At 74.3% G+C, this 24,701-nt stretch carries 22 protein-coding genes; 12 read left to right on the plus strand and 10 right to left on the minus strand.

What is annotated here, in order from left to right; genetic code table 11:
* Window positions 1-127 precede the first annotated feature (127 nt).
* A complete protein-coding gene (locus WN71_RS00460; RefSeq protein WP_046582423.1) occupies window positions 128-1,633 on the minus strand; it encodes a flavin monoamine oxidase family protein in 1,506 nt (501 codons plus the stop codon).
* 285 nt (window positions 1,634-1,918) lie between these two features.
* Complete coding sequence (locus WN71_RS00465) at window positions 1,919-3,127, minus strand: flavin-containing monooxygenase (RefSeq protein ID WP_046582421.1); 1,209 nt, start codon at window positions 3,125-3,127, stop codon at window positions 1,919-1,921.
* Window positions 3,128-3,517: 390 nt separating this feature from the next.
* Between WN71_RS00465 and WN71_RS00470 the strand changes: the two genes are divergently transcribed.
* Genes WN71_RS00470 through WN71_RS00485 form a run of 4 tightly spaced genes read left to right on the plus strand, consistent with a single transcriptional unit; the run spans window position 3,518 to window position 5,865 of the window.
* On the plus strand, window positions 3,518-3,967 hold the full coding sequence (locus WN71_RS00470; RefSeq protein WP_046582420.1) for a DoxX family membrane protein: 450 nt from the start codon (window positions 3,518-3,520) through the stop codon (window positions 3,965-3,967).
* On the plus strand, window positions 3,964-4,359 hold the full coding sequence (locus WN71_RS00475) for a Zn-ribbon domain-containing OB-fold protein (protein ID WP_046582419.1): 396 nt from the start codon (window positions 3,964-3,966) through the stop codon (window positions 4,357-4,359). The genes WN71_RS00470 and WN71_RS00475 overlap by 4 nt, the downstream gene beginning before the upstream one ends.
* Window positions 4,360-4,392: 33 nt before the next feature.
* The gene (locus WN71_RS00480; protein WP_046582417.1) at window positions 4,393-5,004 is read left to right on the plus strand and encodes a GNAT family N-acetyltransferase; all 612 of its coding nucleotides are present in this window, start codon (window positions 4,393-4,395) and stop codon (window positions 5,002-5,004) included.
* A 3-nt stretch (window positions 5,005-5,007) separates the two neighbouring features.
* On the plus strand, window positions 5,008-5,865 hold the full coding sequence (locus WN71_RS00485; protein ID WP_046582416.1) for a GNAT family N-acetyltransferase: 858 nt from the start codon (window positions 5,008-5,010) through the stop codon (window positions 5,863-5,865).
* Between the two features lie 355 nt (window positions 5,866-6,220).
* Here WN71_RS00485 and WN71_RS00490 read toward each other — a convergent pair whose 3' ends face one another.
* Window positions 6,221-6,892 (minus strand): pyridoxine/pyridoxamine 5'-phosphate oxidase, encoded by a 672-nt coding sequence (locus WN71_RS00490; protein WP_046582414.1) that lies wholly within the window; start codon window positions 6,890-6,892, stop codon window positions 6,221-6,223.
* Window positions 6,893-6,954: 62 nt separating this feature from the next.
* Window positions 6,955-8,142 carry a thiolase C-terminal domain-containing protein gene (locus WN71_RS00495; protein ID WP_420856436.1) on the minus strand — a complete coding sequence of 396 codons (1,188 nt, stop codon included), beginning with the start codon at window positions 8,140-8,142 and terminating at the stop codon, window positions 6,955-6,957.
* Between the two features lie 87 nt (window positions 8,143-8,229).
* Here WN71_RS00495 and WN71_RS00500 point away from each other — a divergent pair, with 87 nt between their 5' ends.
* The 3 genes from WN71_RS00500 (at window position 8,230) to WN71_RS00510 (ending at window position 10,450) form a co-directional block, all read left to right on the plus strand.
* Window positions 8,230-9,423: an acyl-CoA dehydrogenase family protein gene (locus WN71_RS00500; RefSeq protein ID WP_046582411.1), complete on the plus strand. Its 1,194-nt coding sequence runs from the start codon at window positions 8,230-8,232 to the stop codon at window positions 9,421-9,423.
* Window positions 9,420-9,896 carry a nitroreductase family deazaflavin-dependent oxidoreductase gene (locus WN71_RS00505; RefSeq protein ID WP_046582410.1) on the plus strand — a complete coding sequence of 159 codons (477 nt, stop codon included), beginning with the start codon at window positions 9,420-9,422 and terminating at the stop codon, window positions 9,894-9,896. Before WN71_RS00500 ends, WN71_RS00505 begins: the two co-directional genes overlap by 4 nt.
* 101 nt (window positions 9,897-9,997) lie before the next feature.
* Complete coding sequence (locus tag WN71_RS00510; protein WP_046582408.1) at window positions 9,998-10,450, plus strand: Lrp/AsnC family transcriptional regulator; 453 nt, start codon at window positions 9,998-10,000, stop codon at window positions 10,448-10,450.
* A gap of 116 nt (window positions 10,451-10,566) precedes the next feature.
* Here the strand turns inward: WN71_RS00510 and WN71_RS00515 are convergent, their stop codons facing one another.
* Window positions 10,567-11,214 (minus strand): TetR family transcriptional regulator, encoded by a 648-nt coding sequence (locus WN71_RS00515; RefSeq protein ID WP_046582407.1) that lies wholly within the window; start codon window positions 11,212-11,214, stop codon window positions 10,567-10,569.
* Window positions 11,215-11,336: 122 nt separating this feature from the next.
* Between WN71_RS00515 and kbpA the strand changes: the two genes are divergently transcribed.
* Complete coding sequence (gene kbpA / locus WN71_RS00520; protein ID WP_079177561.1) at window positions 11,337-12,071, plus strand: AfsK-binding protein KbpA; 735 nt, start codon at window positions 11,337-11,339, stop codon at window positions 12,069-12,071.
* Between the two features lie 181 nt (window positions 12,072-12,252).
* Complete coding sequence (locus tag WN71_RS00525; RefSeq protein WP_071369786.1) at window positions 12,253-14,577, plus strand: serine/threonine-protein kinase; 2,325 nt, start codon at window positions 12,253-12,255, stop codon at window positions 14,575-14,577.
* 211 nt (window positions 14,578-14,788) lie between these two features.
* Here WN71_RS00525 and WN71_RS00530 read toward each other — a convergent pair whose 3' ends face one another.
* From WN71_RS00530 to WN71_RS00540, 3 genes are read right to left on the minus strand one after another with little or no spacing between them, the layout of a single operon-like run.
* On the minus strand, window positions 14,789-15,562 hold the full coding sequence (locus WN71_RS00530; protein ID WP_240529516.1) for an enoyl-CoA hydratase/isomerase family protein: 774 nt from the start codon (window positions 15,560-15,562) through the stop codon (window positions 14,789-14,791).
* Window positions 15,559-15,975, minus strand: a complete 417-nt coding sequence (locus tag WN71_RS00535; protein WP_046589767.1) for a Zn-ribbon domain-containing OB-fold protein — start codon at window positions 15,973-15,975, stop codon at window positions 15,559-15,561. The genes WN71_RS00530 and WN71_RS00535 overlap by 4 nt, the downstream gene beginning before the upstream one ends.
* A gap of 11 nt (window positions 15,976-15,986) precedes the next feature.
* Window positions 15,987-17,153, minus strand: coding sequence for a lipid-transfer protein (locus tag WN71_RS00540; protein WP_046589765.1), 1,167 nt, complete (start codon window positions 17,151-17,153; stop codon window positions 15,987-15,989).
* Between the two features lie 98 nt (window positions 17,154-17,251).
* On the opposite strand from WN71_RS00540, the gene WN71_RS00545 reads away from it, so the two are divergent.
* Window positions 17,252-18,853: a FadD3 family acyl-CoA ligase gene (locus WN71_RS00545; RefSeq protein ID WP_046589780.1), complete on the plus strand. Its 1,602-nt coding sequence runs from the start codon at window positions 17,252-17,254 to the stop codon at window positions 18,851-18,853.
* A gap of 125 nt (window positions 18,854-18,978) precedes the next feature.
* On the opposite strand, the gene WN71_RS41690 is transcribed toward WN71_RS00545, so the two are convergent.
* Both WN71_RS41690 and afsR read right to left on the minus strand, forming a co-directional pair.
* Entirely contained in the window at window positions 18,979-19,155 is a 177-nt protein-coding gene (locus WN71_RS41690; protein WP_167382881.1) for a hypothetical protein, read from the minus strand.
* A gap of 219 nt (window positions 19,156-19,374) precedes the next feature.
* Window positions 19,375-22,344 (minus strand): SARP-family global regulator AfsR, encoded by a 2,970-nt coding sequence (gene afsR / locus WN71_RS00550; protein WP_046589762.1) that lies wholly within the window; start codon window positions 22,342-22,344, stop codon window positions 19,375-19,377.
* 197 nt (window positions 22,345-22,541) lie between these two features.
* Here afsR and WN71_RS00555 point away from each other — a divergent pair, with 197 nt between their 5' ends.
* Complete coding sequence (locus tag WN71_RS00555) at window positions 22,542-23,777, plus strand: amidohydrolase family protein (protein ID WP_046589760.1); 1,236 nt, start codon at window positions 22,542-22,544, stop codon at window positions 23,775-23,777.
* Window positions 23,774-24,694, plus strand: coding sequence for an LLM class F420-dependent oxidoreductase (locus WN71_RS00560; RefSeq protein WP_071369787.1), 921 nt, complete (start codon window positions 23,774-23,776; stop codon window positions 24,692-24,694). Before WN71_RS00555 ends, WN71_RS00560 begins: the two co-directional genes overlap by 4 nt.
* The last annotated feature ends 7 nt before the right edge of the window (window positions 24,695-24,701 follow it).

A 24,701-nucleotide genomic window follows, 5' to 3' on the forward strand; every position in this document is an offset into this window, starting at 1 on the left:
CCGTTAACTGACGCTCTGTCAGATTACTGAACTGACGCAGCGTCAGGAACTGTCGTGCGGGAAAAGCCGGAGGAGCGGGCGGATCCGGGGCGCGGTCCGTGCGCCGGGACCGCCCGCCACCACGGACTCAGAGCGTCGCCAGCACCTCCTTCGCCACCCGCTCGCCGGAGCGGACCGCGCCGTCCATGAAGCCGTTCCAGTACGTCGAGGTCTCCGTGCCCGCCCAGTGGATCCCGTCCACCGGCGCGCGCAGGGCCGGCCCGTACGCCGTCAGCACGCCCGGTGGGGCGAACGCCACCGGACCGCCGCGCGAGAAGCCCTCGTCGTCCCAGCGCTGCACCACGAAGGAGGTGGGCGAAGCGGCCCTGCTCCCGAAGTAGTTGACGTAGTCCTTGAGCACGGCCGCCTTGATGTCGGCCACGCTCGCGGCGTCGTACGCCCGCATCTCGTCGGCCTCGATGAAGCCCATGAGCGCGCCGTAGGAGCCGTCCGGCGGGGAGTTGTCGAAGGTCGAGCGGACCGCCCCGGAGTCGCTCACCACCTGCCCGTTGAGGCCGTCGGCCCGCCAGAACGGGGTGTCGTAGACCGCGATCGCCTTGCCGATCGAGCCCATCGGCAGGCGCTGGGCGAGCTGGTCCCGGGCGGCCGGCAGCAGCGGGTCGAAGGCGATACGGGCCGCCAGCGGGGGCGGCAGGGCGACGACGACCCTGCTCGCGTGCACGGTGACGCCGTCGGCGGCCACGGAATACGAGCCGCCGGAGCGGGTCACCGAGCGGACCGGCGCGTTCAGCACCACCCGGTCGCCGAGCGTCGCGGCCAGCTTGAGGGGCACCTGCTGGGAGCCGCCGACGAACCGGGACTCCTGCGCGCCGCCCGCCGTGTCGGTGAGGCGTTCCAGGGTGCCGGGGGTCGACTCGTTCCCGGCGGCGGCGATGTAGAACAGGACGTACAGCAGCGAGAGTTCGCGCGGCTGGGCGGAGAAGATCGAGGTGCAGGCCACGTCCAGCAGGAACTTGGCCGACGGCACGACCGCGTTGGCGTTCAGCCAGCTCTCGAAGGTCTGCTTGTCCCACTCGGCCGCCTTGGCCGCGGTCCAGGGCGCGTCCACCGGCACCTGCGCGGCCATGCTGTCGAGTTCGGACTGCACGATCGCCGCGTTCGCGAGCCCCGCGGCGTCCACCGGCGGCACCGAGCCGAGCAGCCCGTCGGTGGCGTACGGCGTGCGGGTGCCGTCCTTGTAGAGCAGGTTCTTGCCGGTGTTGTACGTCGTGAAGGTGGCCACCCCGAGCGAGTCGGCGAGCGCCTTGACGCGGTCCTGGGTGGGGCCGACGAACTCGCCGCCGCCCTCGGTGAAACCGCCGTTCGCGAGGGCGAGGTTGACCACCCGGCCGCCGACCCGGTCGCGGGCCTCCAGGACGGCCACGGACCGGCCGCCGGCCACCAGGTCGCGGGCCGCGGTGAGACCGGCGAGCCCGCCGCCGACCACGGCCACGTCGACGGTGCGGTCCGCGGCGGCGAAGGCGGGCGGGGCGGCGGCCGTGCCGAGCGCCGCGGCCCCGGCCGTCGCGGCGGCACCGCCGAGCAGGGAGCGCCGGGTCAGCCGGGGTGCGGGTGCGGGTGCGGGCGCGGTCATGCGGGGGGAGTGCTGTCTTTCATGGGCCACGTGCGTCCTCCGTCAGGGCGAGAGGGATGTGGAGCAGGAAAGCTGAGCAGTGCTCACATTCTGGTCCCGCGCGGCGGCGCGGTACAGCTCTCCCGCCACATCCGTCCCGCCGTCAACGAAAGCCGCACGTAGGCGAGTTGAATTTCCCGGGGCTTCCCGGGGCTTCCCGGGGCTTCCCGGGGCTTCCCGGGGCTTCCGGGGTTCTCCGGCCCCCGGCCCCCGTTTCCCGTTTCCCGGGCCCGGGCGTCCGCCGGATCAGACCGGCAGCCGGGACAGCTTCCCGTCCGCCTGCCGGGCGACGGCCTTCGCGATCTTCTCCGCGTCGATGGCCATCTCGCGGAACATGCCGCTGATGGGGTTGGAGAAGCCGGTGAAGTACAGGCCGGGCGTGTCCTGCGGGGTACGGGCGCCGTGCGCGAGAGGCCGGCCGCGCTCGTCCAGCACCCCGAGGTGGCCGACGAGTTCCTCCAGACCCCGGCGGTAGCCGGTCGCGGCGACCACGGCGTCCGGCTCGGCGACGGTGCCGTCGGCGAGGACCACCTTGCCGTCCTCGAAGGACGAGACGGCCGCGACCACCTCGATCCGGCCCCGGCGCACCGCGTCGATCAGGCCGACGTCCTGCACCGGGATCGCCCCCTGCTTCACCCGCGAGTACAGGCCGGTGTCGGGGCGGGGCAGACCGTGCGCGGAGAGGTCCGGCACGCTGATCCGGGCCATCGGCCGGGCCAGCCGGTCGACGAGCCCGACGGGCAGCCGCCGTACCGCCACGGCCGTGTACTGGGCGGCCCAGCCGGCCGTGGAGCGGCGCACGATGTGCGGGGCCGTGCGGACCGCGAGCCGGACCCGGCCCGCGCCGCCCTCGACCAGGTCGACGGCTATCTCGGCGCCGGTGTTGCCGATGCCGACCACCAGCACGTCCCGGCCGGTGAAGGGCTCGGCGTTGCGGTAGGCGGAGGCGTGCCGGAAGTCGCCGGTCCAGTCCTTGAGGCCGGGCCAGTCGGGCACCTTCGGGGTGTGGTTGAAGCCGGTGGCGACGACCACCGCGCCGCCGGTCAGCTCCCGGCCGCCGGTGGCGTGCAGCAGCCAGCCGGTGCCGTCGGCCGTGCGCTCGACGCGGGAGACCTCGACGCCGGTCACGATCTCCAGGTCGTGGTGCTCGGCGTACTTCTCCAGATAGCGCACCACGTTGTCGCGGGAGACCCAGCGCCCGAACCGGCGCGGGATGGGCAGCCCCGGCAGGGCGGACAGCCGGCGGGTGGTGTGCAGGTGCAGCCGGTCGTAGTGGCCGCGCCAGGAGGCGCCCACGGCGTCCGACCGCTCCAGCACGACCGCGCGTATGCCCCGGGCCCGCAGCGCGTGCGCGGCGGCCAGTCCGCCGGGGCCGCCGCCTATGACGTAGACGGGTCGGTCGGCGGCCGGGGAGGCCGGTGCCGCGGAGGTCGGGGACGTGGAGGAGTCGGTCATGAACCGGAGCGTAATCACACACCGTGTTGATGGGTCTCGGTCAAGAGGGGAATTGGTTGCGGATTGATCACGCCTGGTGGACGGGCGGGTGCCGCTCGTGGCGTACCCGACCTGGTCGCATCCGGACGCGGCGGTGCCGGGCCCTGGCGGCGAGGGCCCGGCACCGTGGGTGACGGAGGGTGCGGCGCGCTCCTCTGCCGGGTGCGGACGCGGGTGAGGCGGTCCTCCCGCGTGTAGGTGCGGACGCGGGTGAGGCGGTCCTCCCGCGCGAAGGTGCGGACGTGACGAAGCCGGTTCGCGGCGATCCGCCGCACCGCTCTTGCGGAACCGGCGCCGGTCCGCTGAACTGACGTACCGTCAGATACCGGCGTCGGCGGAACGGGGTGTCTCATGGACACGATCTGGCTCGGCGGCGGGGCATGGCTGGCCGTGCTCCGCATCGGCCTCGGGCTGTGGTGGCTGGAGAGCTGGCGGCACAAGGACAAGAAGACCTGGTTCCAGGGCGCGGGCATCACCTGGGCGGCGGACGTGGCGGCCAAGCACCGCTGGGCGGCGGTGCGTTCGGGCTTCGACACGGTGGTACGGCCCCGGCCCCGGGCGATGGCGTACGTCGTCGCCTACGCGGAACTCGCGCTCGGCCTCGGCCTGATCCTCGGCCTGCTGACGCCGGTGGCCCTGATCGGCGGGCTGCTGCTCAACGCGGCGTACTTCACCCTCATGATCCACGACTGGGCCGAGCAGGGGCAGAACGCGATGATGGCGCTGATCTCGGTGGTCGCGCTGTTCGCGATGTCCTGGCAGACCTGGTCGCTGGACAGCGCGCTGGGCTGGTTCGGATGAGCGGCCGCCACGACCTGCCCGACATCGACGCGTTCACCCGGCCCTACTGGGAGGCGGCCGCGCGGGGGCACCTGCTGGTGCGCCGCTGCCGGGCCTGCGGGCGGGCGCACCACTACCCGCGCGAGTTCTGCCCGCACTGCTGGAGCGACGAGGTGGAGTGGGAGCCGGCCTGCGGCCGGGCCGCGCTCTACACGTGGTCGGTGGTGCACCGCCATCAGCTCCCGCCCTTCGACGCGCGCACGCCGTACGTCGCCGCGGTCGTGGACCTGGAGGAGGGGCCCCGCGTGGCGACCGAGGTGGTGGCGTGCGCGCCGGACGAACTGCGTCCGGGTATGGCCCTGGTGGCGGAGTTCCGGGAGGGAGTGGTGGTGTTCCGGCCGGAAAATCCGTGACGGCTGCCGCCGCGCCGACGGTTCAATGGGGGCATGGCGCCGATACGTGAACGCTCCCACCTGCCCGCCCGGTCCGCACCGCACGGCGACGGCCTGCTGCTGCGGCCCTGGGACCCCGGGTCCGAGACGGACGTCGCGGCCTGGCTGCACGGGCGCACCGACCCGGAGTTCCGGCGTTGGAACACGCCCTTGCAGGACACCACGGGCACCGACAGCGCCCGCGAGTCCCTGCGCGCGCAGGTGCAGCTCGGGGCCGACGGCGGCTGCGTCCCGTTCTGCGTCACGGACGCCGCGAGCGGCGCGGTGCTCGGGCATGTCGGCATCAACGCGATCAACCAGGTCATGCGGCTCGGGCTGGTCGGCTACTGGGTGCTTCCCGAGGCCCGCGGGCAGCGGGTCGCGACGCGGGCGCTGCGGCTCGCGACGGCCTGGGCGTTCGCCGAACTCGGGCTGCACCGCCTGGAGCTCGGGCACGCCCTCGGCCACGACGCGTCCTGCCGGACCGCGGCGGCCTGCGGGTTCCCCTACGAGGGCACCCTGCGGGAAGCGATGTGGGAATCGGGGCGCCGGGACGCGTTCCGGGACGTCCATCTGCACGCCCGGCTGGCGACGGACCCCGCGCCGCCCGCGACAGCGGGGCGGTGACGGATGCCCTCAGCGGACTGGCACCTCACCGCCGACCTCGACGACTTCCTCTCCCGGGCCGGAGACTTCCTCGCCTCCCGCCCGGCGCCGCACACCGTGCCGCTGACGGTCACGGACACCCTGCGCCGGCACGGGCTGCACGCGTACTCCGCGCAGGCGCCGCTGTTCGCGGTGCTGGAGGGCGGCGGGAAGGTCCGGGGCGCGGCCCTGCACACGTCGCCGCACCCGGTCCATCTGACGGCCGTGGCCGAGGAGGAGGCCGAGGCCCTCGCCACCCGGCTCGCCGAGGCCGGGTACCCGGTGACGGGCGTCAACGGGGAGTCGGCCACGGCGGCGGCGTTCGCGCGGGTCTGGAGCGCGCTGACCGGTGCGGAGGGGGAGCTGTTGCGGCGGCAGCGGCTGTACCGGCTCGTGGAGCTGACCGTGCCCCGGCCGGTCCCGCCGGGCGGCGCCCGGGTGGCCGGCCCGGCCGACCGGGACCTGGTGGCCCGGTGGTACCAGGAGTTCCAGGCGGCCATCGGGTACGGCCCGGAGCACCGGTCCCCGCGGGACGCCCGGCGGTGGGCGGACCAGCGGATCGCCTACGGCGGCGTGACGTTCTGGGAGACGCCCGGCGACGGTCCGGTGTCCCTGGCCGGGCGGACGCGGGTGGTCGCGGGGCAGGTGCGGGTGGCGCCGGTCTACACCCCGGCCGAGTGGCGCGGGCGCGGGTACGCGGGCGCGGTCACGGCCGAGGTGAGCCGGGGGGACGGGAACGAGGTGCTGCTCTTCACGGACCTGGCGAATCCGACGAGCAACGCGCTGTATGTGCGGGTGGGTTACCGGCCGGTGGCCGACTTCGCGGTGTACGCCTTCGGCTGAGACGGGGGCGATGGCGGGTCCCGGGGCCGTGGGGGCCGGTGGGGGCCGGTGGGGGTGATCGCGCAGTTCCCCGCGCCCCTGGTCACCTGCGGGCTCGTCGTGGCCGTTCGCGCAGTTCCCCGCGCCCCTGGGGGATGTGTGGCTGGGCGGGGTTTCCTCGTGTGGTGCCTCGCGCCTCTGGGAAAGTGCGGCTGGGTGGGGGTTGCTCGCGCAGTTCCCCGCGCCCCTTTCAGGGGCTTGGGCAGGTGCGCCCCGTCAGGGGCGCGGGGAACTGCGCGACCAGCCACGACGAGCCCGCAGGGAGGCACTTGAGGGGCGCGGGGAACTGCGCGAGGGGCTTGCCGTCGGGGCGCGGCTACGGCCACAGCAGTTCGTGTTGCCAGGTGGAAGCGGCCGTCAGGCGGTAGCGGAGGCGGACGTGGCGGCGGTGGGGCTCCCCCTGGAAGAACTCCACCTCGGTGGGCGCCAGATGGTAGAGCGTCCACGTCGTGGCAGGCGTCGAGGGAGACCGCCGGGCTCGCTCCCACGCCTCCTCGGACGCCGCCCGCAGCTCCTCGACCGAGCCGAGGACCTCGCTCTGCCGGCCGGTCAGCGCCGCCGCCAGCGCTCCCGTGGACCGCACCCGCAGATCCGCGTGCGCGTCCTCGGGCGGCGCGACGGCGACGGGCCCGCGCACCCGCACCTGGCGGCCCAGCACCGGCCAGTAGAAGGCCAGCGCCGCGTACGGGCGGGCGGCCAGGTCCCGCCCCTTCGCGCTGGTGGCGTGCGTCGCGAACGACCAGCCGTGCGCCGCGTCGGCACCGTGCAGCATCACGATCCGTACGTCCGGCCGGCCCTCCGCGTCCGCCGTCGCCAGCGACATCGTGTGCGGCTCGCGCTCGCCCGCGGCCACCGCGTCCGCGAACCACGCGGTGAACAGGTCGAGGGGGCCGTCCGGCGCGGCGGCCGGGTCCAGCTCCGGCAGCGAGGTGACCTCCGGGTCCCACACCCGCAGCGACCGCAGCAGCTCCTGAAGATCCGTTCCCATGGTGCGAGTATCGCCCCCCTCGCAGGGAAGGGTGGATCACCGCCCAGGATCACCGCCCAGGATCACCGCCCCAGGATCACCGTCCCCGACGAGCAGAACCACCCGCCGGTGCCGGACGCCAGGCCCAGTCGGGGTGGGTGGCCGTCCGTCGTGCGTATCTGCCGTGCCCCCGCCTCGCCCCGTAGCTGCCGTACCGCCTCCACCAGCAGGAACAGGCCGCGCATCCCGGGGTGCTGGGCGGACAGCCCGCCGCCGTCGGTGTTCACCGGCAGCGCGCCGCCCGCCACCAGCAGCCGGCCCTTCTCCACGAACGCCCCGCCCTCGCCCTTCGCACAGAAGCCCAGGTCCTCCAGCGTCACCAGCGTCATGTACGTGAAGGCGTCGTAGATCTCCGCGAAGTCGATCTCCGCCGGGCCCACCCCCGCCCGCTCGAAGGCCAGCCGGCCGCTGACCGCTGCCGGGGAGACGGTGAAGTCGGGCCACTGCGACAGGCTCGCGTGCGAGACGTGCTCGCCGGTGCCGAGCACCCACACCGGCGCCGTACGGCAGTCGCGCACGTACTCCTCGGCCGCGAGCAGCACCGCCGCGCCGCCGTCGGAGCGGACGCAGCAGTGCAGCTTCGTGAACGGGTCCGCGATCATCGGGCCGGACAGGACGTCGTCCACCGTGACCGGCTCGCGGAACATCGCGTCCGGGTTCAGCGCCGCGTTGGCCCGCGTCTGGACCGCCACCTCGGCCAACTGCTCGATCGTCGTGCCGTGTTCGATCATGTGGCGGCGGGCCGCCATCGCGTACTTCGCGATCAGCGTGTGGCCGTACGGCACCTCGAACTGGAGCGGCCCGCGCGCGCCGAAGGACAGGTCGCCGGTGCGGCGGCCCGCCCTGATGTCGGCGCGCGCGGTGGAGCCGTAGACCAGCAGCACCGCCTCGGCGTGGCCGCACGCGATCGCGTCCGCCGCGTGGGCGGCCATCACCTCCCAGGTGGAGCCGCCCACCGAGGTCGAGTCGACCCAGGTGGGCCGCAGGCCCAGGTACTCGGCGACCTCCGCGGGCGCCAGGGTGCCGAGGCCCGCGGAGGCGAAGCCGTCCACCACCTCCCGCCCGAGCCCCGCGTCCGCGAGCGCGCGGCGGGCCGCCTGGGCGTGCAGGGCGTACGGCGTGGCGTCCGCCACCCGGCCGCAGTCGGACAGGGACACCCCGACCGCGGCGACTCTCCGCCTGCGGGTGGACACATGGGACACGGCAGACACGACAGGGCTCCTCCCCGGTGCGACGCGCTTCCGTCCTGGCTCTCTCCCTCCTAATATGACGGCCCGTCAGATCCGGAGGGAAGAGCCATGGACGCCACCTTCACCGCCGAGCAGGACGAGATCCGCCGCACGCTGCGCGGCCTGCTGGCCGAGCGGGCGGGGCCGCACGCGCTGCGCGCCGCGCTCGACACCCCCGCCGGACACGACCGTGACCTGTGGTCCGCCCTCGCCGGACAACTCGGCCTGCCGGGGCTCGCGTTGCCCGAGGAGTACGGCGGCGTCGGCTGCTCGGCCACCGAACTCGCCCTCGCCGCCGAGGAGACGGGCCGCGCGCTCGCCCCCAGCCCGCTGCTGGCCACCGCCGTGCTCGCCGCCCCGCTGCTGCTCGCCCTCGGCACCGGCGCGCAACGCGCCGAGCTGCTGCCCCGGCTCGCCTCCGGCGCGCTCACCGCCGCGCTCGCCGTGCCCGGCACCCTGCTCGCCACCGCCCTCGCGCTGACCGGCGGCAACGGTGGCGACTGGGCCGGCGGCGGGCGGGCCGGCGGGGTGCAGGCCACCCGGTCGGCGGACGGCGGCTGGCGGCTGTACGGGCAGGCCGAGCAGGTGCTCGACGGCCACAGCGCCGGACTGCTGCTGGTCGCCGCGCACGCCGGCGGGTTCGCCCGGTCGCGCACCCTGCTCCTCCTCGTGCCGGGGGACGCGGCGGGCCTGGTGCGGGTGCGGCAGACCGCGCTCGACGCCACCCGCCCGCAGGCCCGCATCCAGCTCCGGGACGTGCCCGCCGACCTGCTCGGCGCGGACCCGGACGGCACCGGGGTGTCCGCCGCGCTCGCCGCGTGCGGGGACCTCGCCGCCGCGGTGCTCGCCTGCGAGGCCGCAGGGGCCGCCGCGCGGGCCCTGGAGCGCACGGTCGAGTACGTCGCGCAGCGCGAGCAGTTCGGGCGGGCGGTCGGCTCCTTCCAGGCGGTCAAGCACCGGCTGGCCGACGTCTACGTGCAGGTCCAGGCGGCCAGGTCGGCCGCCTACTACGCGGCCTGGGCGACCGCGCACGGTGAACGGGCCGGCGCCCTCGCGCTCGCCCAGGGCCTCAAGGCGCTGCGCGCGGCGAGCGCCGAGGGCATCCAGCTGCACGGCGGGATCGGTTTCACCTGGGAGCACGAGGCCCATCTGTACTTCAAGCGCGCCGCGGGCGACGAGCTGCTGTTCGGGCCCGTCCACCGGTTGCGCGCCCATGCCGCGGACGCGGCGCGGCTGTTCGAGGCGGCGGAGGTGACGGTGTGACGGCCATCGGCACACGCGTGGTCCAGAAGGTCTCCTCGACCCGCGCCTTCGCCAGGGTCGCGCCCCGGGTCGTCCCGGCCCTCGACCGGGCCGTGCACCGGCTCACCCGTGGAAAGGTGCTGCTCAGCGCGCTGATGCTGCCCGGGGTGATCCTCACGTCCACCGGCGCGCGCAGCGGACTGGCCCGCCGTACTCCCCTCGCGTGCATGCCCGAAACGGGCGGGCGCTCGTGGATCCTGGTCGGCTCCAACTTCGGGCGCGAGGGCCACCCCGCCTGGTCGCACAACCTGCTCGCCCACCCGGAGGCCGACATCAACCGCAAGGGCGCGGACATCCCGGTCACCGCCGTGCTGCTGGAGGGCGACGAGCGGGAGGCCGTCTGGCGCGAGCTGGTCGCCTTCTGGCCGCCGTACGCGACGTACCAGGGGCGGGTGCTGCGGGAGATACGGCTGTTCCGGATCGCCCGGCGGTAGGCGGGGCGGGCGGCCGTTCACCGGCGGACATCAGGCGCGATCCACCCGAAAACGCTTCCGGGATGTGCCCATGATCGCCCCTTGCGAGCAGAATCTCCCCCATGGACGACGTGGACCGGAAAATCCTTGCCGAGCTTCAGCAGGACGGGCGGCTGACCGTGACCGAGCTGGCCGGGCGGGTGCGGCTGAGCGTCTCGCCCTGCCACCGCAGACTGCGCGAGCTGGAGCGCTCGGGCGCCGTGCAGGGGTACCGGGCGGTGGTGGACCCGGCCGCGCTCGGGCTCCGCTTCGAGGCGCTGGTCTTCGTGTCGATGCGGCAGGAGGACCGGGACACGGTCGCCGGGTTCGAGCGGGCCCTCGGCGAGGTGGAGCAGGTGCTGGAGGCGCAGCGGCTGTTCGGGGACCCCGACTACCTGCTGCGGGTGGCCACGGCCGACCTGGCGGCCTTCCAGCGGCTGTACGACGAGCGGCTGGCGACCCTGCCGGGGGTGCAGCGGCTGACGTCCACGCTGGTGATGAAGCACGTGGTGCGGGACCGCCCGCTGCCCATGTGAACGGCGTCCGGTGGGGCGGCCGTCTCGGGGCGCGCGGCAGGCGGCAGTTCACCGAGGTGAACCACCGCCTGTCAGACAGGACTTGGCGCCCGGACGGGGATCTGCGAGCGGCCGGGCTACTTCGTCGGCTTCTTGCCGGTGACACCCAGGTGTACCAACAGCGCGAGATTCGGCTTGAGTTCGGCCTGCTTGACGCCCCAGGTCTGGAAGCCCTTCTGGTGTGCGGCCACCGCCGCGAGCATGGCGACCAGCGAGCCCGCGATCGCGGCCGGGTTCACGTCCTTGTCGATCCGGCCCTTGGCCTGCAACTCGGCGATGGAGTCGGACAGGGAGTTGTTCACGGAGTTCAGGATCTTCATGCGGATCTTGTAGAAGCGCTTGTCGCCCTCGGCGGCGCCGAGGTCGACCACCCGCAGGATCGCGTCGTTCTTGCGCCAGAACTCCAGGAATCCGTCGACGAGTTCCTGTGCCGTCTGCCAGCCCGCCTTGCCGGTCCAGCTGCGTTCGGCGACCAGCTCGGTCAACCCGGCGCCCTCGGCGGCCATTTGTTCGGCGATCTCCAGGACGGCGCCCTCGACGTCCGGGAAGTACTGGTAGAAGGTCGCGGGCGAAGTGCCCGCCTTCCGGGCGACATCGATGACCTTGACGTCCCGGTACGGAGAGGAGCTGAGCATCTCGCTGAGGCATTCGAGCAGCTTCTGCCGCGTCGCCTGCCCACGCCGGCCGGCCACGCGGCCGTCGACGGTACGCACTTGTCCTGTCATGCCGTCAGCTTACCGAGGGGTGATCGGAGCGCGATTCGGCCGACTGCAAATGGGGTGCATGGGGGTGCGGAGGGTGGTGTGCCTGGTCTGCGGGGTGCGGACACGGCCGTTACGTTGGCTGTATGGCCGAAAACAGGGCATCGGTGTACGGAGAGGACGTCCGTGAGGGCGTCCCGTGCTGGGTGGACGCGCAGCTTCCCGACGTGGCGGCGGGGCAGCGGTTCTACGGCGAGCTTTTCGGGTGGACCTTCGAGGAGGCGCGCGGGGAGTCGGTGTGGGCCCGGCTGGGGGGCGAGTTCGTCGCCGGCCTGGAGCACAAGACGGACGGCCGGATGCCGACCGTGTGGACGGTGTACTTCGCCACCCCGGACGCGGAGGGGTTCACCGCCCGGATCGGCCGGGCCGGCGGGCAGGTCGTCACGGCCCCGACGGTGGTCGGCGGGCTGGGCACCGCCGCGCTCGCCGCCGACCCCGAGGGCGCGGTCTTCGGCGTCTGGCAGCCCGCCGCCCACCGCGGCTTCGGCCGCCGCCACGAGCCGGGCACCTTCGGCTGGGTCGAGCTCTACGCCCGCGACACCGAGGCGGCCAACGCCTTCTACGGCGCCCTGTTCCACGAGGCCCTGTTCGGGCCCGGCGCCGACCCCGACTTCGGCCGTGCGCCCGTCTCCGGCGTCTTCGCGGCCGAGATGCCGCCGCACTTCCTCGTCCACTTCCGGGTGACGGACTGCGAGGCCGCCCTCGGCACGGTCCGGCGGCTCGGCGGGCGGGTCCAGGTGCCTCCTTTCGACGCGTCGTACGGAAAGGTGGCCGTCGTCACCGACAATCAGGGGGCGTCCTTCGCGCTGCTCCAGCGCTGAGATGTCTCATTGATCACGGGACATCCCGATATCGGACCGGGTTCGCAACCAGTGCCCGGGCCAGGAAGAATCGGGGTGCGTGCCGCCATGGCGGTGTGGTGGTGAGACGCTGCACGGGGTCGCGTACACAGGTGGGACGACGCGTGGGACGACGCGGCTCGTACGGGGAGGTGGCAGGCAAGTGGTGGATCAGCTGACGCAGCACGATCCGCGGCGGATCGGGCCGTTCGAGGTGCTGGGACGGCTGGGTGCCGGCGGCATGGGGCTGGTCTATCTGGCGCGCTCGGCGTCCGGCCGGCGCGTGGCGATCAAGACGGTCCGCACGGAGCTCGCCGAGGACCAGCTCTTCCGGGTGCGCTTCACCCGTGAGGTGGAGGCGGCGCGGGCGGTCTCCGGCTTCTACACGGCCGCCGTCGTCGACGCCGACCCGCGTGCCGCGGTGCCGTGGCTGGCCACCGCCTACGTTCCGGCGCCCTCCCTCGAGGAGATAGTGAACGAGTGCGGGCCGATGCCCGCCCAGGCCGTGCGCTGGCTCGCGGCGGGCGTCGCGGAGGCGCTCCAGTCGATCCACGGCGCGGGGCTCGTCCACCGCGACCTGAAGCCGTCCAACGTGCTCGTCGTCGAGGACGGCCCGCGCGTCATCGACTTCGGCATCGCCTCCGGTGTTTCGAACACCCGTTTGACGATGACCAATGTCGCCGTCGGCACCCCCGCGTACATGTCACCCGAGCAGGCGAAGGACTCCCGCAGCGTCACCGGCGCCAGCGACGTGTTCTCGCTCGGCTCGATGCTGGTCTTCGCCGCCACCGGCCATCCGCCCTTCCACGGCGCCAACCCGGTCGAGACGGTGTTCATGCTGCTGCGCGAGGGCCCGGACCTGGAAGGCCTGCCGGACGAGCTGCGCCCGCTGATCGAGTCCTGCATGCAGATGGAGGCCACCGGCCGGCCCAACCCCGCCGACCTCCAGGCGCAGCTCGCCCCGCACCTGTTCGGTTCCGGCTCCGACGACAGCGGTACGGCCTCGGCCTGGCTGCCCGAGAAGGCGGTCGGCCTGATCGAGTCCCGGCGCGGCGGCCGCCCGCCGGCCCGGCCCGCCCCGGCGAGCCCGCGCAGCGGCGGCCGGATCGGCGTGCCGCCCCCGCCGTCCCACGACCCCGTGCCGGTCGGCGCCCCGGCCGCCGGCGGCCCGGTCCAGCTGCCCGGCGCCGCCGTGCCGATCGGCCCCGGACCGCGGGTCGCCGACGCCCGCGCCGCGGCCGTCAAGGCGCCCCCGCCGGAGGCCGGTCTGGTCGCCGCCTGGTCCCGCCCCGGCGTCAACGGCGCCGACCCGGCCGTCCCCGCGCCGCAGGCCCCGCTGCCGGCGGAGACCGCGGGCGGCTGGCGCCCCTGGCGCTTCCGGATGTCGAACGACGTCTGGGGCACCCCCGTGGTCGGCGGCGACCTCGTCTACGTCACCTCCTTCGAGGTGCACGCGCTGGACGTGGCGACCGGCCGCCGCCGCTTCAAGACCCGTGACGTGGCCTGGTCGATGGCGGTCGCGGACGGCCGTGTGCACGCCTCCGACGGCCCCACGCTGTTCGCCCTGGACGCCCGCGAGGGCAGCGACCTGTGGCGGCTCCAGACGGACGCCTGGGTGTACTCCCTGCACGCCGACCGGGGCACGGTCGTCACCGGCACCCGCGGCGGCGGCGTCCAGGCCTGGGAGGCCTCCAGCGGGCAGAAGCTGTGGGAGCTGTCCGGTGCCCAGACCGACTTCGAGTCCCCCGAGGCCGGGCCCGCCGTGCACGACGGCACGGTCTACGTCTGGCAGGACGCCCGGCTGCGCGCCCTGGACGCCCGCACCGGCGACGAGCGCTGGTCCTACCCGGTCGGCGACGCCGCCTCCTGCGGCGGGGTCCCGCTGCGGCTGACCGCGGCCCCGGACGGACACGTCTACCTCGCCGCGGGCTCCCGGGTGATCGCCGTGGACGTGGCGAGCGGCATGGTGCGCTGGCACTTCGAGGCGCCCGCGGTCTTCCTCAGCCCGCCCGCCTTCGCGCCCGGCCCCGCCGTCACCGGCGGCGGCGTGTACCTCGCCGACTACCTCGGCACGGTCTACGCCCTCGACGCCACCGACGGCCGCGACCGCTGGCGCATCGCCACCGAGTCCCGTACGTCCATCGAGCCGGTGCTGGTGGCCGCGGGCCATGTGCACGTCGGCAGCGGCAAGGGCGTGTACACCCTGGACGCCGTGACCGGCACGCCCAAGTGGCGCTTCCAGGCGGGCGGCGACATCGTGGGCGCCCCGGCGGTGGCGGAGGGCCGCATCCACTTCGGCTCGACCGACCACCTGCTGTACACGCTGAAGGCGGACGACGGACGGCTGCGCTGGAAGCTGGCCACCGGCGGCGAGATCACCGGCTCCCCGGTGGTCACGGACGGTGTGGTGTACGCGTGCAGCAAGGACCGGTGCGTGTACGCGCTGGACGCGGAGAAGGGCACGGGCACGGCGCGCTCCGCGGGTTGAACCTGGGTCCGTGGCCGGCGTCGTTGTCGGCTGCGGGCCGGTCGTGGCCGTTCGCGCAGTTCCCCGCGCCCCTGAATCCTGCGGGCCGGTGGGGCTTGTTCGCGCAGTTCCCCGCGCCCCTTTCAGGGGCTCGGGCAGGTGCGCCCCGTCAGGGGCGCGGGGAACTGCGCGAACGGCCCACACCGGCCCGCGGAGGACCCCCGGCGCTCGTTCAGCGCACCCGGAACCCGCCCGGCTGGCGCGCCGCGAAGAGTTCCGCCTGTTCGGACGGGGGAAGGCTGCCGAGGGCGATCAGTGCGGGGGCCTGCGCGAAGCCCTGGGCACGGGCGGCCTCCTGGGCCGTCCACAGGGCGCGCACGGTGCCCTGCACGGCGTTCGGCGGATACCCGGCGAGGATGCGCGCGCAGCGGGTCGCGGCGGCCACCGCCTCGCCCGGCGCGGTGAGTTCGGAGACCAGCCCGACCGCGTGCGCCCGCTCGGCGGACAGGCGTTCCGCGGTGCCCATGAGCATCATCCGCGCCACCTCGCCGTAGGGCATCCGGGCGGCCATGAGGACGGATTCGTAGGCGCTGACCATGCCGTAGGCGGTGTGCGGGTCGAAGAAGACGGCGGTGGTGTCGGCGACGACGAACTCGGCCTCCCCGAGCAGGTAGAAGGCGCCCCCGCAGGCCATCCCGGAGACGGCGGCGATCACCGGCTTCCACAGGTCGTTCGCCTTCGGGCCGATCCGCAGCAGCGGATCGTCCTGCATGTACGGCGAGCCGGGCTGACGCACGGCGGCGTCCCGGTCGATCCCGGTGCAGAAGGCCCGCTCCCCGGCCCCGGTGAGGACCACCGCCCGTACGGTGTCGTCGAACCGGAACTCCCGCCACACGGCGGCCAGTTCGTCGGCGGTGCGCAGGTCTATGGCGTTGAGCCGGTGGGGCCGGTCGAGCGTGACGACGGCGACCCCGGAGTCCTTGTCGGCGCCGACCCTGAGGCTCACGACCGCTCCAGCACCCAGGCGGGCAGCCCGGAGCCGTCGAACACGGCCTGCACGCGCGCGCCGATGCGCACCCGGCCGGGCGGGACGGAGTCCAGCGGCGCCCCGGCGCGGGTGACCACGTTGCCGACGAGCCGGATTCCCGGCGCGTCCTCCAGCTCCACCAGCACCACGTTGTACGGCGCCACGGCCGCGTAGTCGGCCAGCAGCGGCGGGTGCGGGACGACGTACGACCACAGCCGGCCGCGGCCGCTCACGAGCCGCCACTCGGTGTCGAAGGACCGGCAGCGCGGGCAGCAGGGCCGGGGCGGGAAGCGGAGGGTGCCGCAGCCGGCGCAGGCCTGGACGCGCAGCTCGCCTCGGGCGGCGTACGCCCAGAAGGGGGCGCCGTCGGTGTCGGTGACCGGTTCCAGCATGGCGCTCTCCCTCAGTTCCTCAGCAGCAGCGCGGACGTGGGGACCCCCTCGCCCGCCGTGACCAGGCAGGTGGCGGCGCCGGGCACCTGGGCGGTGCTGGTGCCGCGCAGCTGTTTCACGCCCTCGTTGATGAGGTTGAAGCCGTGCACGTAGGCCTCCGACAGGCCGCCCCCGCCGGTGTTCAGCGGCAGCCGCCCGCCGATCTCCAGCGCGCCCTGCTCGGTGAAGGCGCCGCCCTCGCCGCGGCCGCAGAAGCCGTAGCCCTCCAGGGACAGCGGTATCAGCGCCGTGAACGCGTCGTAGATCTGGGCGACGTCGACGTCCTCGGGGGTCAGGTCGGCGTGCTTCCACAGGTGCCGTGCGGCGGTCCAGGCGGGGCCGGTGAGCGGGTCGTCGGTCCAGTAGTTGACCATGCCGTGGTGCTGCGCGGGCAGGCCCTGGGCGGCGGCGTGGACGTAGACGGGGGCGCCTCGGCAGTCGCGGGCCCGCTCGGCCGAGACCACCACGCAGGCGAGCGCGCCGTCCGTCTCCAGGCAGTTGTCGAACAGGCAGAGCGGCTCGCTGATCCAGCGCGAGGTCATGTACATCTCGCGGGTCAGCGGGCGGTCGTACATGACGGCGGCCGGGTTCTGGTTGGCGCGGTTGCGGCAGGCGAGGGCGACGTTGAAGAGGTGGTCGCGGGTCGCGCCGTACTCGTGCATGTAGCGGCGGGCGAGCATGGCGATCTCGTCGGCGGGCCGCAGCAGGCCGAAGGGGCGGGTCCACTGGCCCGGAGTGGCCAGCTGCACGGCCGTGTTGGTCCAGGGGCGCGGTCCGCTGCCCCGCTTGCGCGAGCGCCAGGCCACCCCGACGGTGGCCTGCCCGGTGGCGACGGCGGCGGCGAGATGGGCGACGGTGGCGCACGAACCGCCGCCCCCGTAGCCGACCTTGCTGAAGAAGGTGAGGTCGCCGAGGCCGACCGCCTTGGCCAGCTCCACCTCGTCGGTCTCCTCCATCGTGTAGGAGGCCAGCGCGTCGACCTCGCCCGGGTCGATGCCGGCGTCGTCGAGGGCGGCCAGCACCGCGCGGCAGGCGAGGGTGCGTTCGTCCTCGTCGAGGTGTTTCGCGAACGCGGTCTGGCCGATGCCGACGATGGCGGTGGCGTCCTTGAGCCCCTGCCCGCTGCCCGGTCCTGGCATGGTGCACGCACCTCCGCACGACGACGGCCCCTGTGCTGACAGGCCGTCAGGTTACAGCTAATCTGACGGACAGTCAGCTACGCGTGGGGAGACCGATGATGCGCGGTGACAAGGCATGGGGCAGCGTTTGGGGCCTGGTGCGGTCGGCGGCCGAGCGGTACGCGCACGACGATGCGGTCGTCGACGGCCGCACCCGGATCACGTACGCGGAACTGGGCACCCGCGTCGAACGCTCCGCGGCGGCCTGCCTCGCGCACGGCGTCGAACCCGGCGACCGCGTCGCGGTCTGGGCGCCCAACTCCCTGGACTGGATGGTCGCGGCGCTCGGCGCGGTCTCGGCGGGCGCGGTCCTCGTGCCGCTCAACACCCGCTTCAAGGGCGCGGAGGCCGCGGACGTGCTGCGCCGCAGCGGCACCCGGCTGCTCTTCGTGACCGGCACCTTCCTCGGCACGTCGTACGTGGCCTCGCTGCGCCGCGCGGCGGGGGAGGGGCCGGGCACCGGTCCGCTGCCCGGACTGCCGGAACTGGAGCGGGTGGTGGTCCTCTCCGACGACGCCCCCGCGGACTTCGGCACCTGGAAGGACTTCCTCGCGGGCGGCGAGGGCGTCGGGGAGAAGGAGGTGCGGGCGCGGGCGGAGTCCATACCGCCCGAGGCGCCGTCGGACATCGTCTTCACCTCCGGCACCACCGGCCGCCCCAAGGGCGCGGTGATCACCCACGCGCAGACCCTCAGGGCGTACGAGATCTGGTGCGACCTCGCGGGACTGCGCCGCGGCGACCGCTACCTGATCGTCAACCCGTTCTTCCACACCTTCGGCTACAAGGCCGGGGTGATCGCCTGCCTGATGCGCGGGGCGACGATGATCCCGCAGAGCGTGTTCAACGTGGACACGGCGCTCGCGAACATCGCCGCCGAACGCGTCTCCGTGCTGCCGGGCCCGCCCACCCTGCACCAGTCCCTGCTCGACCACCCCGCGCGCGACTCCTACGACCTCTCCGCGCTCAGGCTCGTCGTGACGGGCGCGGCCGTGGTGCCGCTGCGGCTGGTCCAGCGACTGCGCGACGAACTGGGCGTCGGCACGGTCCTGACCGCCTACGGCCTCTCCGAGGCGAGCGGGATCGTCACGATGTGCCGGCGCGGCGACGCCCCCGCGGTGATCGCCTCGACGTCCGGCCGGGCGATACCCGGCACCGAGGTCCGCGTGGTGGACGCCGAGGGCGCCGTCCTGGACCCCGGCCTGCCGGGCGAGGTGCTGGTGCGCGGCTTCACCGTCATGCGCGGCTACTACGAGGACCCGGCGGCCACCGCCGAGGCGGTCACCGGCGAGGGCTGGCTGCGCACCGGCGACCTGGGCGTCCTGGACGCGGCCGGGAACCTGCGCATCACCGACCGGATCAAGGACATGTTCATCGTCGGCGGCTTCAACGCCTACCCGGCGGAGATCGAGCAACTCCTCGGCCTGCACCCGGACGTGGCCGACGTCGCCGTGATCGGCGTGGCCGACGCCCGGCTCGGCGAGTGCGGCAAGGCGTTCGTGGTGCGCAGGCCCGGCTCGGTGCTCACCGCCGACGACCTGATCGCCTGGGCGCGGCGGGAGATGGCCAACTACAAGGTGCCGCGGGCGGTGGAGTTCGTCGCCGCACTGCCGCGCAACGCGAGCGGCAAAGTGGTGAAGGGCGAGCTGCGGGGCGGGAGTTGACGTACGCCCGCCTCCGCCGGAGGAGGGAACGCGCGCCGGCTGCCGGACGCCCCCGGACGCACCCCGGCCGCGGCGGCTCCCCTCCGCGCCGCCGCGGCCGTCCCCGTGGTGGCGAGAAGGCCCCGTCAGGCCTTCTCGTCCGTGACGTGCACGTTGTCCGGCGTGACCGTGCCGGTCGTCGCCTTGGCGGCGAGCAGCGGCTCGTCCGTGACATGGACGTTGTCGGGCGTGACCGTCGTGTCGGCGGCCGTCAGCGGCTCGTCGGTGACGTGCACGTTGTCGGTGGTGTTCTGGTCGCTCATCTCGCATGCTCCCCTGATGTGGTGGGCGGTGGATCGACGGGAACCGTCCGGCCGCTCCCCCGAGACGGCCGGACGGATCCCGTGGGGCCGGTACACCCTAGAGGTCCGGCCCGCGGCCGTTCCGTCTGCCCCCCGACGCGACGGCCCGGCAGGACAGAGCCTGCCGCAGCGCGATAAACGAACGATGAACGCCACAGCCCGCGAGCCGCGTTGACGCCCTCAGGCCACAGCGGTCGGCTTCAGCAGGCCCCTGACCTCGTCGGCCTCCGGCGCGCCCAGCGTCGCGAAGATGTCCAGGGCCTCCGCCCAGCACACCCGCGCCCGGTCCAGCTGCCCGATGCCGTGCAGGGCGCGCCCGAGGACCGTCAGCACGTTGCCGCGCCGCCACTCCCCGCCGATCGCGCGCAGCAGCGTCAGCGCCAGCTCGGCGTTGGCCGCCGCCTGCGCCGGGCGCCGTGCCGTCAGGTGCAGTTCGGCGAGCCGGAACAGGGTCATGCCCTCCCACAGGCGCTGCCTGCTGTCCCGGAACACCCCGAGCGCCTGCTGGAGGCACTCGGCGGCCTCGGCCAGCCGGCCGCTGCTGGTGAGCGCGAGGCCCAGCGCGTAGCGGCCGTTGGCGCCCTTGAGGTCGTGGCCCATGTCGTCGTACATGCCGGTGCCCTGCCGGGCCAGCGCCACCGCGCTGTCGGTGCGGCCGGTCGCGAGCTGCACGCGGGAGAGGTTGCACAGCGCGCTCGCCTCGCCCGCCCGGTCCCCGAGCACCCTGAAGTGCTCGACGGCGCTGGTGAAATGGCCCTCGGCGTCCGGATAGCGGTTCTGGTACATCGCCACCGCCCCGGCGATGTTCGACGACCAGCAGCCGGTGAGCGGATCGCCCGCCGACGTCGCCAGCTCGATGGCGCGTACGGCCTCCTCGCCCGCGACGTCGAACCGGCTGCCGGAGATGTGGTGCACGAACGCCAGCGCCATCCTCGCCCGCGCCTCGGAGCGGGCGTCCCCGGCGTCGCGGGCCGCGTCCCGCAGCCGCGCCGCGACCGCCTCGTACTCCTTGGAGTTGGCGCCCGACTCGGCGAGGTCGACCGCCGCCCACAGCACGTCGACGGCGCGCCGCAGGGTGCCCGGAGCCGCCGACTGGCGCACGCACGCCAGCAGCGAGACCGCCTCGGCGTAGAGCCAGTCCTGCGCCCGGTGCCGTTCGGAGAAGGCGAGGCCGGGGTGGGCCGGGCGCTCCAGGTGGTCCACCAGCCGGTCCTCGGGGCGCTCGATCAGGTAGACGCCCGCGACCGTGGACAGATAGAAGTCCAGCAGCCGCGACAGCGCCGCCTGCTGCCCGCTCGGCGGGTCCTCGTCGCGCTCCGCGCAGGAGCGCGCGTACAGCCGCACCAGGTCGTGGTAGCGGTAGCGGCCGGGCGCCGCCGACTCCACCAGCGAGGTGTCGACCAGGGCCTCCAGCAGCTCCTCGGTGTCGTCGGCCGGCAGGTCCAGCAGGGCGGCCGCGGCGGCGAGGGAGATGTCAGGTCCGTCCGCGAGACCCAGCAGCCGGAAGGCGCGCGCCTGGGCGGGCTCCAGCTGCCCGTAGCCGAGTTCGAAGGTGGCCTTCACGGCGAGGTCGCCCGCCTGGAGCTCGTCCAGGCGGCGCCGCTCGTCGGCGAGCTTCGCCGCCAGCACCGACACCGTCCAGGTGCGGCGCGCGGCCAGCCGGGAGGCGGCGATGCGGATGGCCAGCGGCAGGAACCCGCAGGCCGCGACCACGTCGAGGGCGGCGGTGCGCTCCGCGCGCACCCGCTCCTCGCCGACGATCTTCGTGAACAGGGCCAGCGCCTCGTCCGGGGCCATCACGTCCAGGTCCACCAGATGCGCCCCGGCGAGGTCGACCATCCGCACCCGGGAGGTCACCAGCGCCGCGCAGCCCTCGGTGCCCGGCAGCAGCGGCCGCACCTGGGCCGCGTCGCGCGCGTTGTCCAGCAGGACCAGGACGCGGCGCCCGTCGAGGACCGAGCGGTACAGCGCGGCCCGCTCCTGGAGCGAGTCGGGTATCGCGGAGTCGGCGGTGCCGAGGGCGCGCAGGAACGCGCCGAGCACCGTCTCCGGTTCCGCGGCCCGGGCGCCCGCGCCCTGGAGGTCGACGTAGAGCTGCCCGTCGGGGAAGGCGGTGCGCGCCCGGTGGGCCACGTGCACGGCGAGGGTCGTCTTGCCCACGCCGCCGATCCCGGCCAGCGCCGACACGGCCATCACCCGGCCGTCGCCCTCCGCCTCGGACGCCGACGCGAGCACCTCGCTCAGCTCGGCCACGAACGCCTCGCGCCCGGTGAAGTCGGGCACGGTGGCGGGCAGTTGCGCGGGGCGTACGACGACCGGGGCCGGTTCGGCGACCGGCGCGGAGGGCTGCGCGAGCCCGGGGTCGGCGCGCAGGATGCGCTGCTGGAGCTCGCCGAGCCCCGGACGCGGGTCCACGCCCAGCTCCTCGGCGAGCAGCCGGCGGGTGTCGGCGTACACGGCGAGCGCCTCGGCCTGCCGGCCGCTGCGGTACAGCGCCAGCATCAGCAGCTCGCGCGGCCGTTCGCGCAGCGGATGCGCGGCGGTCAGCGCGGTCAGCTCCGAGACGGCCTCCGCGTGGCAGCCCTGTTCGAGGTCCATGTCCAGCCGGGATTCGAGGAGTTGCAGCCGCCACTCCTCCAGGCGGACCCGCTGCGCGTCCGCGTAGGGCCCCGGCACGCCCGCGAGCGGCTCCCCGTCCCACAGGGCCAGCGCGCGGTTCAGCGCGTCCCGGGCCCGGGTGAGGTCGCCCGCGCCCCGCGCCTTCTCGGCCTCCGCGGCCAGGTCCTGCGCCTCGGCCAGGTCCAGCACGCCGTCGCCGAGGCCGCGCACCGCGTAGCCGCCGGACTCGCTGACCAGCACGCCCGCGGCCAGCACCTTGCGCAGCCGGGACGCGTAGGTGCGGACCGCCGCGAGGGCCTGCGAGGGCGGTTCCGGGCCCCACAGGGCGTCGATCAGCTCGGCAGCGGTCGCGGTACGGCCCTCGCGCAGCAACAGGGCGGCGAGCAGCGCGCGTTGCTGCGGTGAGCCCATGGGCAGCGGCTCGCCGTCCCGCCAGGCGCGCACCGGGCCGAGCACGCCGAAGCGCAGCTGCGACGGCTCCTGAGCGGGACCGGGCCGCCACTGCTCCGGTACTCGCGGTCCACCGTCCATCGCCGTCCCCCCTGGGCCCACTGCGTCGGACGCAAGTCTGCCTTGTTCTCCTGTGATGCGTCAGCCGTGCGAGACGCCGATCACAGGTCGGCGCACGGGCGTCCACGAACCCCTCACACCCCGCGCCCGTGATCGGGGGCGGAGAGTGGGCGGCAGCGTAGCTGACGGGTCGTCAGATCGGCGCTACGGTGAGCGCCATGGACACCCACGAGAGTCACATCCCCCTGATCATCTCGGTGGACGACCACACCGTCGAACCGGCCGGCGTATGGCAGGACCGGCTGCCGAAGAAGCATCTCGACGCGGCCCCCCGGATCGTGCGGGCGCCGCTGAAGGAGATGTCGTTCCTCGGCGGCCGCTTCAAGCCCGTGATGGGCGCGCCGGGCGACGAGGGCCCGGTCGGCGACTGGTGGATCTACGAGGACCTGCGCCGCCCGCTGACCCGCCTGGACACCGCCGTCGGCTACAGCAGGGACGAGATCAGGCTGGAGGTCATCACCTACGAGCAGATGCGCCCCGGCTCCTACGACGTGGAGCGGCGCCTCGCCGACATGGACGTCAACCACGTCCAGTCCGCCGTCTGCTTCCCCACCTTCCCGCGCTTCTGCGGCCAGACCTTCACCGAGGCGGGGGACCGCGAACTCGCCCTGCTGTGCGTGCGCGCGTACAACGACTGGATGGTGGAGGAGTGGTGCGGGCCCGCCGCCGGGGGCCGCCTGATCCCGCTCACCCTCATCCCCCTGTGGGACGCCGAACTGGCCGCGCAGGAGGTCCGCCGCAACGCCGAACGCGGGGTGCGCGCCGTCGCGTTCTCCGAGATACCCCCGCACCTCGGCCTGCCCTCCGTGCACACCGACGCCTGGGACCCCTTCCTCGCCGCGTGCGCGGAGACCGGCACGGTCGTCGCCATGCACATCGGCTCCAGCAGCCGGATGCCGTCCACCTCCGCCGACGCCCCGCCCGCCGTCGGCTCCACCATCACCTTCGCCAACTGCTGCTTCTCGATGGTCGACTGGCTGATGAGCGGCAAGTTCGAGCAGTTCCCCGGCCTGAAGGTGATGTACGCCGAGGGCCAGATCGGCTGGATCCCCTACATCCTCGAACGCGCCGACGTGGTCTGGGAGGAGAACCGCGGCTGGGGCGGCGTCGCCGACAAGGTGCACCGGCCGCCGTCCGAGACCTTCCCCGGCCATGTGTACGGCTGCTTCTTCGACGACGCCTTCGGGCTGCGCAACCTGGACTCCATCGGCGTCGGCAACGTCCTGTACGAGACCGACTACCCGCACTCCGACTCCACCTGGCCGAAGTCCCGCGAGGTCGCCGAGGCCCAGATGGGCCACCTCGCGCCGGACGTCGTCGAGCGGATCGTGCGCGGCAACGCCATCGACCTGCTCGGCCTCACCGCCGACGGACTGTGGCGGGGCCCGAAGTGAGTCTCTCCTACGGCATCCAGCTGCCCGTGCAGTCCCAGAGCACGCTCTACGCCGAGCCCTGGGAGGCCGCGGCCGGCGCGGACGACCTCGTGGAGATCGCCCGCGCCGCCGACCGGGCCGGCTTCGCCTACCTGGCGGCCTGCGACCACGTCGGCGTCCCGCGCCGCCTCGCCTCCGCGATGAGCACCGTCTGGTACGACCCCGTCGCCACCCTCGCCTTCCTCGCGGGCGTCACCCGTCGCGCCCGGCTGCTCAGCCATGTCGCGGTCGTCGGCCTGCGCCACCCGCTGCTCACCGCCAAGAGCTACGCCACCCTCGACCACCTCAGCGGCGGCCGGCTCGTCCTCGGGGTGGGCGCAGGGCACGTGCGGGAGGAGTTCGAGGCGCTCGGCACCGACTTCGACCGGCGCGGGGCCGTCCTCGACGAGTCGATCGACGCGCTGCGGGCCGCCCTCGGCAGCGAGGAGTTCCCCGAACACCACGGCAAGTACTACGACTTCGCCGGCCTCGGCCAGCGCCCCCGGCCCACCCAGGAACGCGTGCCGGTCTGGGTGGGCGGCTCCTCGCCCGCCGCGGTGCGACGGGCCGCGCTGCGCGGCGACGGCTGGCTGCCGCAGGGGGACCCGCGCGAGCGGCTGCCCGGCCAGATCGAGAAGCTGCTGCGGCTGCGCGCCGAGGCCGGCGTCGAGGCGCCGTTCACCGTCGGCGCGATCACCGAGCCGCTCTACGTCGGCCGCCCCGGCTGGGAGGTCGGCCGCCGCACCCTCAGCGGCGCCCCCGCGGCCCTCGCCGAGTCGCTGCGCGCCTACCGCGCCATGGGCGTCCACCAGATCCAGGTGCGCTTCCGCAGCCGCGGCCGCACCGAACTCCTCGACCAGATCGCCGCGTTCGCCGCCGACGTGGCCCCCGACCTCTGAAGGAGCA

Source organism: Streptomyces mangrovisoli (assembly GCF_000974985.2).
Classification (GTDB): Bacteria; Actinomycetota; Actinomycetes; order Streptomycetales; family Streptomycetaceae; genus Streptomyces; species Streptomyces mangrovisoli.

What these genes read in the sequence shown, in the direction of transcription:
- WN71_RS00460 (WP_046582423.1), bottom strand. Translation starts at nt 1,633, where the DNA reads ATGACCGCGCCCGCACCCGCACCCGCACCCCGGCTGACCCGGCGCTCC.
- WN71_RS00465 (WP_046582421.1), bottom strand. Translation starts at nt 3,127, where the DNA reads ATGACCGACTCCTCCACGTCCCCGACCTCCGCGGCACCGGCCTCCCCG.
- WN71_RS00470 (WP_046582420.1), top strand. Translation starts at nt 3,518, where the DNA reads ATGGACACGATCTGGCTCGGCGGCGGGGCATGGCTGGCCGTGCTCCGC.
- WN71_RS00475 (WP_046582419.1), top strand. Translation starts at nt 3,964, where the DNA reads ATGAGCGGCCGCCACGACCTGCCCGACATCGACGCGTTCACCCGGCCC.
- WN71_RS00480 (WP_046582417.1), top strand. Translation starts at nt 4,393, where the DNA reads ATGGCGCCGATACGTGAACGCTCCCACCTGCCCGCCCGGTCCGCACCG.
- WN71_RS00485 (WP_046582416.1), top strand. Translation starts at nt 5,008, where the DNA reads ATGCCCTCAGCGGACTGGCACCTCACCGCCGACCTCGACGACTTCCTC.
- WN71_RS00490 (WP_046582414.1), bottom strand. Translation starts at nt 6,892, where the DNA reads ATGGGAACGGATCTTCAGGAGCTGCTGCGGTCGCTGCGGGTGTGGGAC.
- WN71_RS00500 (WP_046582411.1), top strand. Translation starts at nt 8,230, where the DNA reads ATGGACGCCACCTTCACCGCCGAGCAGGACGAGATCCGCCGCACGCTG.
- WN71_RS00510 (WP_046582408.1), top strand. Translation starts at nt 9,998, where the DNA reads ATGGACGACGTGGACCGGAAAATCCTTGCCGAGCTTCAGCAGGACGGG.
- WN71_RS00515 (WP_046582407.1), bottom strand. Translation starts at nt 11,214, where the DNA reads ATGACAGGACAAGTGCGTACCGTCGACGGCCGCGTGGCCGGCCGGCGT.
- kbpA (WP_079177561.1), top strand. Translation starts at nt 11,337, where the DNA reads ATGGCCGAAAACAGGGCATCGGTGTACGGAGAGGACGTCCGTGAGGGC.
- WN71_RS00535 (WP_046589767.1), bottom strand. Translation starts at nt 15,975, where the DNA reads ATGCTGGAACCGGTCACCGACACCGACGGCGCCCCCTTCTGGGCGTAC.
- WN71_RS00540 (WP_046589765.1), bottom strand. Translation starts at nt 17,153, where the DNA reads ATGCCAGGACCGGGCAGCGGGCAGGGGCTCAAGGACGCCACCGCCATC.
- WN71_RS00545 (WP_046589780.1), top strand. Translation starts at nt 17,252, where the DNA reads ATGCGCGGTGACAAGGCATGGGGCAGCGTTTGGGGCCTGGTGCGGTCG.
- WN71_RS41690 (WP_167382881.1), bottom strand. Translation starts at nt 19,155, where the DNA reads ATGAGCGACCAGAACACCACCGACAACGTGCACGTCACCGACGAGCCG.
- afsR (WP_046589762.1), bottom strand. Translation starts at nt 22,344, where the DNA reads ATGGACGGTGGACCGCGAGTACCGGAGCAGTGGCGGCCCGGTCCCGCT.
- WN71_RS00555 (WP_046589760.1), top strand. Translation starts at nt 22,542, where the DNA reads ATGGACACCCACGAGAGTCACATCCCCCTGATCATCTCGGTGGACGAC.